General features: G+C 50.6%; 10 protein-coding genes. 1 reads left to right on the top strand and 9 read right to left on the bottom strand.

Translation table 11 applies throughout. The annotated features are described in order from the left end of the window. Positions 1-14: 14 nt before the first annotated feature. From MHB80_RS06030 to MHB80_RS05990, 9 genes are all read right to left on the bottom strand, one after another. Positions 15-2,261, bottom strand: coding sequence for a CdiA family toxin C-terminal domain-containing protein (locus MHB80_RS06030; RefSeq protein ID WP_341281327.1), 2,247 nt, complete (start codon positions 2,259-2,261; stop codon positions 15-17). Positions 2,262-2,285: 24 nt separating this feature from the next. Further along, positions 2,286-5,681: a DUF5704 domain-containing protein gene (locus MHB80_RS06025; protein ID WP_341281326.1), complete on the bottom strand. Its 3,396-nt coding sequence runs from the start codon at positions 5,679-5,681 to the stop codon at positions 2,286-2,288. Between the two features lie 17 nt (positions 5,682-5,698). Further along, entirely contained in the window at positions 5,699-6,985 is a 1,287-nt protein-coding gene (locus MHB80_RS06020; protein ID WP_341281325.1) for an S-layer homology domain-containing protein, read from the bottom strand. Between the two features lie 424 nt (positions 6,986-7,409). Continuing rightward, positions 7,410-7,799: a (2Fe-2S) ferredoxin domain-containing protein gene (locus MHB80_RS06015; protein ID WP_341281324.1), complete on the bottom strand. Its 390-nt coding sequence runs from the start codon at positions 7,797-7,799 to the stop codon at positions 7,410-7,412. 19 nt (positions 7,800-7,818) lie between these two features. After that, entirely contained in the window at positions 7,819-7,968 is a 150-nt protein-coding gene (rpmG, locus tag MHB80_RS06010) for a 50S ribosomal protein L33 (protein ID WP_341281323.1), read from the bottom strand. A 45-nt stretch (positions 7,969-8,013) separates the two neighbouring features. After that, a complete protein-coding gene (locus MHB80_RS06005; protein WP_341281322.1) occupies positions 8,014-9,249 on the bottom strand; it encodes a GTP-binding protein in 1,236 nt (411 codons plus the stop codon). A gap of 80 nt (positions 9,250-9,329) precedes the next feature. Continuing rightward, positions 9,330-10,448 (bottom strand): metal ABC transporter substrate-binding protein, encoded by a 1,119-nt coding sequence (locus tag MHB80_RS06000; RefSeq protein WP_341281321.1) that lies wholly within the window; start codon positions 10,446-10,448, stop codon positions 9,330-9,332. Next, positions 10,432-11,391, bottom strand: coding sequence for a metal ABC transporter permease (locus tag MHB80_RS05995; RefSeq protein WP_341281320.1), 960 nt, complete (start codon positions 11,389-11,391; stop codon positions 10,432-10,434). Before MHB80_RS05995 ends, MHB80_RS06000 begins: the two co-directional genes overlap by 17 nt. Beyond that, a complete protein-coding gene (locus MHB80_RS05990) occupies positions 11,328-12,044 on the bottom strand; it encodes a metal ABC transporter ATP-binding protein (protein ID WP_341281319.1) in 717 nt (238 codons plus the stop codon). The genes MHB80_RS05995 and MHB80_RS05990 overlap by 64 nt, the downstream gene beginning before the upstream one ends. Positions 12,045-12,432: 388 nt before the next feature. Here MHB80_RS05990 and MHB80_RS05985 point away from each other — a divergent pair, with 388 nt between their 5' ends. Continuing rightward, positions 12,433-12,954, top strand: a complete 522-nt coding sequence (locus MHB80_RS05985) for a molybdenum cofactor biosynthesis protein B (protein WP_046234765.1) — start codon at positions 12,433-12,435, stop codon at positions 12,952-12,954. Positions 12,955-13,016 lie beyond the last annotated feature (62 nt).

Here is a 13,016-nt window from a genome sequence, read left to right as displayed (position 1 = left end):
TCCCTATCTTTTGACTAATTTTTCGGAATTACAGGAAAAAAGTTTGTTATTTCTCCAGTGACTTTGTCCTTATAACCTATAAATTGCAGTTTTTCACCGTTAACTTCAGCATATCCTACAATTTCGTCAGAAACAGCATTTGGTCGTATATCTATTTTTATTCTATTACTTTGAATGCCCTCTTCCATTGCTTCTCTGCCCAACTTCAATATCTTTTCATCAGATAATAATTTTGGATCATAAACAGTTTTTGGATTTTTGTATTCTTTCCACTGACCAGTAAAGTTACCTTTTCCACCGTTAGCTGTACTCAATCCGTCATAAACAGGTAGCTTGTATTTAATTTCATAAATCCCAGAAATATCAGGATGTGGTGTTTGAGCCACAATGACTTGTTTTATATCCTTTACCTGATCCCCATAGTTTTCTAGAATGTACTTTTCAAAATTATCAAGGTTATGGCCACCTTTTATACCAATGGTCGGTTTTGCTTTGAAACCTACTACCTCAACTAGATGTTCACCATAATCTAGTTTATAGCTTACAGTTATTTTCGAAGCATTACCAGTCCCCTCAGCTTCTCTCTTCAGCCGCTCCATCTCTTCCAAATATCGTTTCTGCACGTCTGTTTTCGGGACTTCGATAGGCGACTTATCGTTGGGAAACGAGTCCATAAATTGTATCCCATCAGGGGTCACGAGCTGATTGCCAAATCCTAGTCCACGGCCACTTCCTGCACCCTCCGCTTTGACCTCTGGACTTTTCGGAACCGTCGGTTCTATTCCTCCTGGCCCCTTTATCTTAACCGAGAACAATAAGCCGAGCACTCCGATTACATCCTGTACATGCTCCTTGGAATTCGGATTTTCTGGGGCAAACGCCCCCTGCACCATTCCGGTTAAGCCCAAACTCAAATAATCCAAATACGCAGACACCGACATATTCCGATTCGCCGTCCGATCAACATGTTCCTCCCATAGCGCTCCGGGTACACTGATCAAGCCCATCGTCGCATTGTTAAAAAAATCATAGACCGAGTCGTTGCTCTTGTTCGCTCTATCAACGTGAGCATTATATAAATCGGTTGCCACTTCAGCTATGCTATTTCCGGTTTGCTTAATCGCAGCCCATTCCACTGACGCTTGGTTTTTTAGCACGCTCCAGTAGATCTCAAGGGTTCGCATCGAATCCTGCCCAAACTTCTCCAGCATGCCCGGCTTTTCCTCGACGATAACTTCCTTTGGTGGGGGATCGTATTTGCTTAATGCCTGCATGCTCTGCAAAATCGTCAGCACGTTCAGCAGCCCGCTTTTTACTTGCCCCTGCTGTACATCCGTTACTAATCCTCCAGCCGCTGTTCGAATCGTTTGCTGCAGCGCATGAATTTCCTTTAGCTGCACCCTCGCCAGTTCGCCCGTCGGACCCTGCGTTTGCGCCATCATCACCATAAACAAATAACGGGCGTTGTCCGGCAGCGGCACCCGCGTCGTCAGATCCCCTTCCAGCGCAAACGATGGATCATAGTCACACGCCAGCAGCGGCACCTGCTTGAAATAGCTCGTCATATTCACGTTGGGGGCAAAATAGCTCTCTGCTACGCCAAGCTCCTTCAGCTTCTCTCGGCTGATCTCTGCCTGTTTATGTACTTCTGCCATCAGCAGATGATTCCCAAACTGCTTGTACACTGCATACGCCGTTTGCGCTTTCGCAATCAGATCCCGCTCGGTGAATATCGCCTCCAGCTTCATTTCCGCATCCAGCTTTTCTGCAGCAGTCGCGCCTTGCAGGCCTGCGACCCGCCGCAGCTCCTTCACCAACGGATCGCTGGACCAGCGGTCCCGGCTGGCCTGTCGCAATATCCGGTCGATTAGGTTTGTCACCATCGGGCGGAAGGTGACCGGCACGGGCGTGTAGCTGCCGCCACCTGTCGTCCCTACCCGCTTCAACAGGTCAAAACGCTCCAGTCCGCTTAGTCCCTTCGCCAGTTGCTTCGCTTCCTGCGCTGCTTCCGCCTGCACCCGCTCGATGCCCTTCAGCGCTTTGCTGATCACTTCCGTCATCTGCTCCGCTTCCTGCGTCAAACTCGTCAACTGCCTTTGGATTTGCTCCAGGCTCCCCAGCACTGGCAAGGGACGATCCCAACTCGCTATCTTTCCGCTCACCCGTCGCCGCAGCTCATCGGTGTCTGCACCGATCTGAATCATTCGGCGCTGTAAATTTCTCACTTCATCCGGTTTAAATACGACCTGCTTTCCAGCCATTTCACACCTCCTCGCTTACCCGTTCTATCTCCCCGTGCCTTGGAAGTCATTGCGCACCGAGAAGCTTGATTCAAACATCGTGATATCTCCGTATTGAAAGCGATACGTCTGACCGCTATAGCTCACGCTGCTGAGCGGCTGCCCTTCAATTTCCCACATATTCGCCATTGGCGCGTCATACCGGATTTCCGGATTCGCCTTCCGCTCCTGCTGATAGGCGCTCAGGTCAAAATGAACCATCAGGTAGCCGTTTTTCAAAAACGCTACCTCACTGCCATTCAGTGCCCCGCCATTTTGCTTCGCTACGTCTAAAATATTCGTGCCCTTCGGCAGCACATACGGCGCAATCGGCAAGCTATACTCCCCGTACCATCGCTGCACACTCCGCAGCGCTTGCACCGTATTCACACTTGCCGGTACCTGCGAGCCGCTTGGGCCCACTAACGTGCGGGACGCATACGATAGCTCTTCCAAGCTGTAACCTGCACTGATGACCGTTTTCCGCGTAATGTAGTGCTTCCAGAACTTCTCCCACGAAGCGCCAAACCGATTAGCTGGCGACAATAGATAATCATATTCATAGCTCGCCGTTTGGCTCAGCGAGGTCGTCGTCACCCCGCGCAGCAAATCCGCCAGCTGATACGTTCGGCTGTACAGCTCCTGATCCCGCGCCGAGCCGACCTTAATCAGCTTGTTCCGTGGACCGGATACGTCGTAGTACAAGTCCACCTCCTGCGCGCTTCCTCCCTGCTTGCTCACAAACCAGAAGCTTGGCTGGATTTGGATGCCTGCGTCCTTGCCGCTGTAGCTACCGATGGTTTCAAAGTAAAACGAGATTGGATAGCCATTATGCGGCACCGTGGCCGCTTCCCGCGGATGCGAGCCTGGCCGAATCGGCAATAGCCGTGAAGGCTGGCTTGCTAAATTCGTCTCTTCCCGATCCTTCGTGCGTCCACCCGATTCATAGACATAACCCGAATGCTGCTTCGAGCCTTTCCCTGTGCGAAAGACGGTTTCATAGCGCAGATCGCCAATGTCCGTGATGGTGAAATCCGAAATCCGGCCTTGCACTGTGAAGAGCAGCGTACGGCTCGCTCCGTAGTTCGCGAGATCGCCATTCAAATCCGTCTGATACGCCGACGATCCATCCGGTGTATTAATCGCCCACGCCTGCGTCACCGCATCGTAGTTCCCTTCTGGTACCCAGACCGGAATGCGGTACGTTTGCTTCGCTGCTCCAACGGGATAATCGATCCACGTTTGCGCCGGATAGAAGGTGCTGCCGTGGTACACATCAAACGGGAATACAATCCGTTTGTTTCGCGTATATCTCGCATAGTCCCGGTTGCCGTATCCGAGCTGATTCAAATGCGGCGCCGTCTCATCAAAGTCGACGGAAAACTCTCGTCCCAGCACAAGCACCGTTCGCGCCATATTTGGGATAACGCTCTGATCAAAGCCACGGTTTTCATCCGGCGCTTCAGAATCATTGACCACTGGGGTGTGGACGGTCACCGTGTTGAGCCCTTCAATCGGGAACGTTTGAACATCCCCTTCTCCATTGATGCTCAGCAGGCTCTCGTACGATAGGATGCCATCACTCAGCTCATCCCGGCTATTCGCCCGGGTGCCGGGTATGATCAAGCCACTCTCGTAGAGCACATCTTCCCCGATCTCCTCGGCTTCTACGATATCAATCGGCTCTGGGGTTTCATCGTCCTGCTGCACGTCGTCCATGATAACGGAGCCGTCAAAATCCAGACGGTCGTTCCATACCTTGATGCGCCCAACCTGCCCCTCTGCTTCTTCGGTCCAGTCCTCCGACGGCACGCTCGGGCGCTCGCTGCCGCCATCAAGCGTTTCGCCCTCCAACACTTTCGCACTGTATGGCGGCTTCTCCATATGCTCGGCCGTCACGCCCCCTTGCACATCAGGCGCAGTATAGCCATTTGGCAGCAGTGTAATCGCTCCATAGGGCAGTGCATATTGATTCAGCGTCGCTTGCTTCAGTCCCCATGCATCGAACGTCGTAATTTCCCAATAGGAAAACGGCCGTTCCACCTCATATATCGTCGTCACCGTTTCGGATTCCTGATGGCGAACCGTTCTCGTTCTCGGGTTGCCGTCCGCATCTTCACCATCCGATTCCTCGGTTTCCCACTTCAACGTATATGTTTTGGACACGGGTATTTTAAACGTACAGGTGCCGATTTCTTGATCAAATGTATAGTCAAAAAGATACGCTTTGCCGAATACATTGGCATATAGCGCGTCACTGCTTGGAATCCCCTTGCTCACATCGAACTGCTCTGCCCCTCGCGCATCAGCCCGAATCTCTCCTCGGGCATCCGGCGTTATGGAGGTCTGGCTACGGCTTAGGCCTGGCTGCGGAACGCACATGTCAGAAGCCTCGCAGCTTGCTCCTGTACACGTGGTAGCTCCCACAGTCAGCGTGATTCTCGCCGTGATGTTATACCCATTTGCCCCATCATCTTTCCAGTTCGCCGTAATAACAGCCGAGCCTCGGCTATGTGCCGTTGCTAAACCTGTCTGTTCATCGACGGAAATGACGGCCGAGCGATCACTTTTCCACGTCACCCTATTCGTCATGTTCTGCCAGCCTAAAGGCTTATAGCCATCCGTCTTTATTTCAGCTTTCAACTGACTTGTCGCTCCAATGGAGGCAGGTGAATCTCCCATAATTCTTATTTCTTTCGTTTGCTTATCGACTCCACGCCAAATTAATAGAGTTTCAAAAATATAATGAACCCCGTATTTCTGCAAAACGCCGCCTGGTCTAAAAATGCCTAAAGGATTGCTAATTTGGTAATTAGGGCCTCCTGTTGTTACTTTATAGACCAAATAGTTTTTATTTGTTATACCAGCATTCAGCCAATCTCCAATTGAACCTGGATATCGATGCATATTCACAAATCTATGTTCACTCGAATTGCTAGAGAGGGAATACTCCCCCACCTGCATAGCATGTGCCTCGTTATTTTTATCTACAAAGCTTCGTGGTGCGTATAGTGACATATCCGTTACACCAACGAATGAAGTTGGGACTGGATATGGATTCGTATTTCGATCTGCACCCGTATTCATGTTAGCCGCATTAGCCAATCTTGGATAACCTTCAGCCTCTGACTCTGAGGATTCAGCCCTAAAGCTACCATCGTCCAATTGGGTCCAAATGATTTTGGGCTTGACGATGTCTCCTGCTACTACTTTATAATGCTTGTGCTGTTTAGAGCCTGTATACCCAGCAGAAAGAGGTTCAAATGTAATATCCCCAGCTGGAGGAAGTTCAATTTCACCAGCTTGAATCGTTTCATCCCCAACAGCTGCAGCAACAAAATTTGCTGCCCCTGTAGCCGCTAGAATCAGTAAAACACCCATTACCACAAAAAAATTTCTCACCTTTTCATCTTCCCCACTTATTTTCTGTTCAGCATTATCGTGCCTACAGTACCATCAGCCGCAGTAATCCATTGCATACCATATGTAGTACCAATAGTAGTCCAGATCGTTCTCGGTTTTCCCACTTGTAAAAAATCTGAAAAATCCTTGTATTCTAATGAAGCTCCATACTGTCTTGGTACCGTTTCATATCCAAACCGCTCAGGTGAATCACCAAAAATAACTGATCCCCCTAAAAAATCATAACTATCTAAATATTCATAGGAATGTTTCATCTTCTTTTCAGCCGTAACAGTTGTCTCTGTATAAATGAGAAAAGTTGCACCCATTCTTTGATCGAACATACTTCCATAGATACCTCTCTCCTCCGTTCCCAACGGTTTCGAAATATCTACTACTATCATTTGATGTAAAATAAAGCTGCCCCGTTTTCCCTTCATAATAAATTTTTTCCCCATAATGTTATAAACAGGTGCCACAACGTCCTTACTATCTTTGGACCATGTTGCATTGCCAAGGCTAACTGCATTCGTACCATACAGTCCAACTTCTCTCAATTCATTCAATCCCCTATAGCTTCCCGCCTTGCTTCCTTCAATTCTTAAATAGCGGTAAAGCATGACCGCAACCTCTGCTCGCGTCGTTGTATTTTCCAGTCCAAAGCTGTCATCTGGATTTCCTTTCATTAGTCCCGTTCCCCGTGCCAGCGCGATGTAAGGCGTTTGGGTTTTGCTAATACCTGTCTTATACGTCTCGGTAAATGGCAATAACGTACCTTCTACCTCTTTCAATGCCGTTTCAAAACTAGCTTCACTGCGCACCAGGCCCTGTGAAAACCACTTCGCCATATCATATCGGGTCATCGCTTCATTTGGTTTAAACTTGCCCCCCGGCGCATCGCCTGCCTTAATAAAACCAGCTCCTACTGCGCCCTCAATAGCACTTGCTGCCCAATAGCCGCTCGGTACATCCGTGAAGCTCAGCTTGCTTCCATCCTTTTTATTCTTCGTTATCCGTACGAGCACACTGGCCAGTTCAGCACGTGTAATGAGGCCATTGGGCTTAAACGTTCCATCCGAGTACCCCTTAAGATATCCATCCACTATTGCCTGCTTGATCGTCGCTTCTGCCCAGTGCCCCTTTATATCCTTAAAACTTGCAGCACTAGTGCTCGCATACACCTGTCTATCTTTCACTATATCTTGGTTGGGCCCATTTGCTTCTTTCGCCGAAGCCATTCCGCCTTGCAGCAATATACTGATAGAAACGACTCCTGCTATTATATTTTTCGCCTGTTTTTTCATTTCTCATTTCCCCTTGTTTATAAATTATATATATGAAATATAGAACTTCATTTTCAATTATTTACCTTACCCATTATTACATCTAAATACCTAATTTTCCATCTATTTTTTGTGTATATAGTATGAATATTGAATGTTAAGTCCCTGTATCTTAGCTTAAAAGAGAGAGTTGGCACGACTTATTTACTACATTCGCGCAAAGTCTACTTCGATTTAATGCATGTCTAGATTTAAAATCTGTAAATCCTTCCGAGAGATAATAAACCAAAAAAAACGAACTAATAGGGATAGAGAATGTTATTTCGGGAAAAACGGATAGGATATAAAAAATTTAGCAGCATCGATTAACAATAATGAACAAAAAAAGCATAACGCTGTCATTCAGCGTTATGCCCTCTGCTTTTGCCTATGCTTCTCCACTTGCTTAAGCTTTTTCCACTTTCTTCACAACCGGCTTGCTAATGCCTTCCGCCGCACTGCCCGTCGCTGCGAAGCAATCCGCTTCGTAGTTATACGAGATTCGTTCCGGCAGCGGCATCCGATTGCCGTCCACCAGTCCGCGAACGAGCTTGCGGCCAAGCTCTGGCGTCATGCCGTTATACCAATTGCCGTCAGGATAGACGACCACATTGCATGCATCCTCGCATCTGCCGTTGCACATCGTCTTCGTCGTATGGACGAAAGAATCCGCTTCGTGCTTCGCAAGCTCCTCACGGATGGCGAGCGTTACCTCTTCCGCGCCGCTGCGTTTACAGCTGCCTCCGTTGCATAGAAGCAGATGATGGCGCGTATGCGTCAGGTTCCAAGTTGCCATCCTCTGGAAGCCTCCTTTCCTACCTCGTTTCCCGGTGCACAGTCACCCGCCCCAAGGCGGGACTGTATTTGCGCAGCTCCAGCCGCTCCGGGGTCGTACGTTTATTTTTGGAGGTCGTGTAGTTGCGGTCACCCGTCTCCGTGCATGCCAACGTTACAGTAACTCTCATTAGGCTCACCTCCTTTTATAACATACTTTTCAACGGCCTGTCTCCTTAATTTATGGCGCAAGCTTCCTGCTGCGACTGCGGAAACGGATCGAAAAGGCTGTTCCAATCCTGCTTCATCTCTTCCTTCGTCAGCAAACACTGGTCAAGCGTTGCTTCAATCTCGGCGCGCTGCAAATCGATACCGATGAACACTACCTTATTGATTCGGTCACCATACATCGGATGCCAGCTGCCCGCAAGTTCAGGCTCCTCCTCAAGCAGCAAGTGCTGCTCAGGCTCGGGAAGCGCGGCAACCCACAGTCCAGCAGGGCCAAATTGAATCGACGGCCCCGCCTGGCTAATGCTCTGCGCCTGCAAGCTGCGGGTTGCCAGCCACATAATGCCTTTTGCCCGAACGATAGCTTCCGGCCATTCCTCCATCCAGCGCATTAACCGCTCCGGATGAAATGGCTTCGCCCGCAAATAAACGAATGACCCGATTCCGTATTCCTCTGTTTCTGGCGTATGGACAGGCGCATTCAGCTCCCGCATCCAGCCAGCCGATACGCTGGCTTCTTCAAAGTTGAATCTGCCGGTATTCAAAATTTCCGCAGGATCAACCTTGCCCTGCTCGGTGCGAATCAGCTTGGCGCGCGGCTGCAGCGTGCGAAGCACACCTTCCAGCTCGTCCAAATCCTCATCGCTGACCAGATCGCATTTATTAAGCAGCAGCACATCGCAAAATTCAATTTGGTCAATCAGCAGATCAACGACCTCTCGGTGGTCTTCCTCATGCGCCCCCTGACTGCGTTCAAGCAGCGTCTCGCCCGAGGAATAATCGTGCCAGAAGCGGTACGCATCAACAACCGTCACCATGCAGTCCAAGCGGCAAAATTGCGACAGGTCAATGCCCTGCTCCTCATCAATATAGGTGAACGTTTGGGCAACGGGAACCGGCTCGCCCACGCCCGTCGATTCGATCAATATATAATCAAAGCGCTCCTGCTTCGCCAGCCGCTCTACCTCGCGCAGCAAATCTCCGCGCAGCGTGCAGCAGATGCAGCCATTCGACATTTCCACCAGCTGCTCATCGGTGCGGGACAGCCCGCCTTCTTTTTGAACCAAAGCTGCATCGATATTGACCTCGCTCAGATCATTGACGATAACCGCCACGCGAAGGCCATCGCGATTGTTCAGCACATGGTTGAGAATCGTCGTTTTGCCTGCTCCTAGATAACCGCTCAGCACCGTCACCGGAATTTTAAAATCTGCTTGCTTCTTCACTGCTGCTTCCTTGTCCATTCGTTTTCACGCTTCCCTTCATATATATAGCTTGGCATAAACGCGATATCACCGGTCTCTTGCTGTAACTTCAATCTGTCTTATTCGTTCAAAGCAAGCTTCAGTGCTTCCAGATTGTTTTTCATCACGCCAATATAATCGAGCCCGTCTGCCGTTTCTTCCTCAGTCAGCCCTTCCAGCGGGTTCAGCACCGCTGTCTTGGCGCCGATTTCGCTCGCAATGGTGCTGGCGATTTTCGGATCAACCAACGTTTCGAAAAAAATCGTCTTTATTTGCTGCTCCTTCGCCAGCTTCACAATTTCCGCCATTTGCTCCGGGGAGGGCTCCTGGTCAGGAGACAGGCCGGAAATCGGCACCTGCGTCAAGCCGTATTCACGAGCCAAATAGCCAAAAGCCGCATGCTGCGTAACGAACTCGGTACGCTTCGCCCCTGCAAGCCCAGTCTTATACGCATCGTCCAGCTCTTTGAGCTTCGCAATATAGGCATCTGCATTCGCTTTATATTGGTCCGCATGGGCGGGATCTGCTTTCGCAAACGCCTCTTGAATGGCTGCAACCTCTGCCTGTGCCAGCTTCGGACTCAGCCATACATGCGGATCGAGACTATGCTCATGATCGTGATCATGTTCCTCTTCCTCATGGGCAGCCTCCTCGTGCTCGGCAACATGGTCGTGCTCATGTTCCGCATCCGCAGCTGCATCATCCGAGGCACCGTGCGCTTCTTCCCCATGCGAATGCTCGTCCTCCCCGCCCTCGGCTAATTCAATGCTGCTGCTCGCCTCCACGACGAAACGTTTCTCATTTGCCGCGCTTTCCAGCGCCTGCTCCGCCCAGCCTTCTACGATGCCGTTATATACGAATACATCCGCTTCTTTCAGCACCGCCATGTCCTTGGCACTTGGCTCCCAGTCATGCGGCTCAGTGCCGGCCGGAATAAGCGCCGTTACATCGGCGTATTCCCCGCCCACCTGCTTGCTGAACTCATACATCGGATAAAAGGTCGTTACGACCTGCAGCTTCTTCGCTTCCGTCTCCCCAGCAGCTGGCGAAACGCTCGCTTCAGAGGAAACGGCACTTCCGTTATCTGCTTGTGCGCCAACTGTATTTGCCCCATTCGTGCTTCCAGCCGCGCCACATCCCGATAGCAGCAGCACCGCTGCGATTAATAACAAAGAAAATTTGCTAAACATAACTTTCATTTTCTGTACCTCCATGTGTGTGAGTAGCTGATGCATCCAGCTTGCTGCTCTTTATGCGGGGAAAAGCATCCTGCTTCGCTAACTGCCCCGTTTGATGATTGTTAATGATGGTGCGATTTTGCCGATTGCCCAGCTTCCTGGCTATAACGGAGACCTTTTTCAATACAATGCCCAGGATCAGCAGCACGAGCAAAAATAATGCGATTGTTCCGCCCGGCGGCGTTCCCAGCTCATAAGAGGCGGTCAGTCCCGAAAATACGCCCGCTACGCCGACTAGCATCGCAATAATGAGCGCTGCCGCAAAGCTGCGGGCAAGCCGTACCGCCAGCGCCGCAGGCAGCACGATCAGCGCCGATACGAGCAGCACGCCTACAATCGGCATAGCCGCAGCGACAATCATGCCCGTCACCACGCTGAAAAGCATGGAGATGAGTCGGACAGGAATGCCACTTGCTTGCGCCGTTTCCTCGTCGAACGCCATCTGATACAGCGGTCTGCGCAGCAATATAAAAAAGCTCGCTCCTACAGCCGCTGCTCCAAGCATCAGCATAAGCTCAGTTTCGTTCACCGCGACGACGGAGCCGAATAAATAGGAGGAGAAGCTTTTGTTCATCCCTTTATTCAGCCCCATCAGCACAACGGCGCTCGACAAGCCGCCAATCATAATTATGGCAATTGACATTTCGCTATAAGCCCGGTATGAGCGCCGAATATATTCAACGGCAATCGCTCCTGCTACAGCAGCAGCGAACCCGGCGTAGGAAGGATTCCAGCCTAAATAGGCGCCAGCGGCAACGCCAGCTAATGATACATGCGAAAGCATATCCGCCATCAGCGCCTGCCGTCTCAGCATTAAATGCACGCCCAGCACAGAAGCGACTAAAGCGATGATGCCTCCGGCGCAAAATGCCCGCTGCATGAAGTCGTAGTGCAGCATTTCCATCCTCCCTCCCCCTTCCGTTCCAGCTCAATGATGCGGTCCAAATACGGACGGACCTCTTCGATTCCATGGGTCACCATCACAACCGTCCGCCCATGAGCCTGCACATGATGAAACATTAATTCGTAAAAGCCTTTACGGCTTGCTTCATCCATTCCGGTTGTCGGCTCATCCATGACGAGCAGGTCGGGCTGCTGTGCCAGCGCTCTGGCGATGCACACCCGCTGCTTCTGTCCGCCGGACAGCTCGCCGATTTTGCGGCCGCGCTGCTCCCACATGCCGACCTGGCGCAGCGCCTCCTCGGCACGGGCTCGTTCCTGCGGCCGCATCCGCCGCAGCCAAGCTCCGCTCTCGTATGCGCCAGACCTGACGAACTCCAGCACCGTGCTTGGAAAGCCGCTGTTAAAAGCTGCAATCTGCTGCGGCACATAACCAATCACGAGCTTTTTGCCGCTCGCGCCGAGCTTCGCCAAGTAAACCTCTCCACTCCACGGCTTCAGCAAGCCCAGCACCAGCTTAAGCAGCGTCGTCTTCGAGGCGCCGTTGGGCCCGGTTACCGCTATAAATTCACCGGTATGAATGTCCATATCCGCCTCATTCAGACTCGGTACGCTGCCGTAGCCGAACACGACATTATTTAATGAAACAATCTGCACGCGGTCTCTCCCCTTTCGCTCCAATGCTATTTTTCAAAAAGATAACAATGTATAAGTTTCACCCTCGAAACGGTAGCTTTGCCGCCAGTGGACAGCGAAAGCCGTTCGTATTTAATCGTAATAATTACGATAATATCTTAAAAAAGAAATCGCCAGCAGCGATTCATTAACGGTTATCATATTGATTAATAGTAATCATTACGCTTAATGAGTATAGCAAGCTGCTTTTCATTCGTCAACTGCCTGTTTTGGGCCAGCCCCCCATTGCCTTATACGGAGGAACATTCCATGCATGCGCTGGAATTGGAGCCAGATCCAGTATACAATAGGAGTCATTATTCAAATATTTTCCGGCATAGCTGGCCAAGAAAGGATGCTTACATTTTCAATGAGTACATCCGTTGAACAACATCGCGAGGAAGCACCTTCGACCGTTAATTGCATGGTCATTACCGTATCTGACACACGTACACCCGCTACCGATAAAAGCGGCACGCTGCTTATTGAGCTGCTCAAGGCAGGCGGCTATCAGACGACGCGCTACGCCATCGTCAAGGACGAATACAGCGAAATCCAGTCCGCGCTGCGCAGCGGAGCTTCGGACCCGGCGGTTGAGGCGATTTTGCTCAATGGCGGGACAGGCATTGCCAAGCGGGATACGACCTATGAGGCAGTAAAGGACTTGCTGGATAAGGAAATGCATGGGTTTGGCGAGATTTTTCGCTACTTGAGCTTTGCTGAGGATATCGGCACGGCGGCGATTCTGAGCAGGGCGATTGCTGGCGTTTACGAGGATACCGCGATTTTCTCCATGCCCGGCTCCAGCGGCGCAGTCCGGCTCGCGGCCGAGCGTATTATCGTTCCTGAGCTAGGTCATGTAATGCGGGAAATTTATAAGGATCTTCGCTGACGGCTTTATATAAATAGCAGCAAGGAGTTCTTTAAAAGGAGATTGCAAACCATGATAGAAGT

Origin of the sequence: Paenibacillus sp. FSL H8-0537 (assembly GCF_038051995.1) — a bacterium.
Taxonomy (GTDB): Bacteria; Bacillota; Bacilli; order Paenibacillales; family Paenibacillaceae; genus Pristimantibacillus.
Note: the sequence above shows the minus strand (reverse complement) of the source record. Positions and strands in the feature narration are given on the sequence as shown.

What these genes read in the sequence shown, in the direction of transcription:
- MHB80_RS06020 (WP_341281325.1), bottom strand. Translation starts at nt 6,985, where the DNA reads ATGAAAAAACAGGCGAAAAATATAATAGCAGGAGTCGTTTCTATCAGT.
- MHB80_RS06000 (WP_341281321.1), bottom strand. Translation starts at nt 10,448, where the DNA reads ATGAAAGTTATGTTTAGCAAATTTTCTTTGTTATTAATCGCAGCGGTG.
- rpmG (WP_341281323.1), bottom strand. Translation starts at nt 7,968, where the DNA reads ATGAGAGTTACTGTAACGTTGGCATGCACGGAGACGGGTGACCGCAAC.
- MHB80_RS06015 (WP_341281324.1), bottom strand. Translation starts at nt 7,799, where the DNA reads ATGGCAACTTGGAACCTGACGCATACGCGCCATCATCTGCTTCTATGC.
- MHB80_RS05985 (WP_046234765.1), top strand. Translation starts at nt 12,433, where the DNA reads ATGAGTACATCCGTTGAACAACATCGCGAGGAAGCACCTTCGACCGTT.
- MHB80_RS06005 (WP_341281322.1), bottom strand. Translation starts at nt 9,249, where the DNA reads ATGGACAAGGAAGCAGCAGTGAAGAAGCAAGCAGATTTTAAAATTCCG.
- MHB80_RS05995 (WP_341281320.1), bottom strand. Translation starts at nt 11,391, where the DNA reads ATGGAAATGCTGCACTACGACTTCATGCAGCGGGCATTTTGCGCCGGA.
- MHB80_RS06030 (WP_341281327.1), bottom strand. Translation starts at nt 2,261, where the DNA reads ATGGCTGGAAAGCAGGTCGTATTTAAACCGGATGAAGTGAGAAATTTA.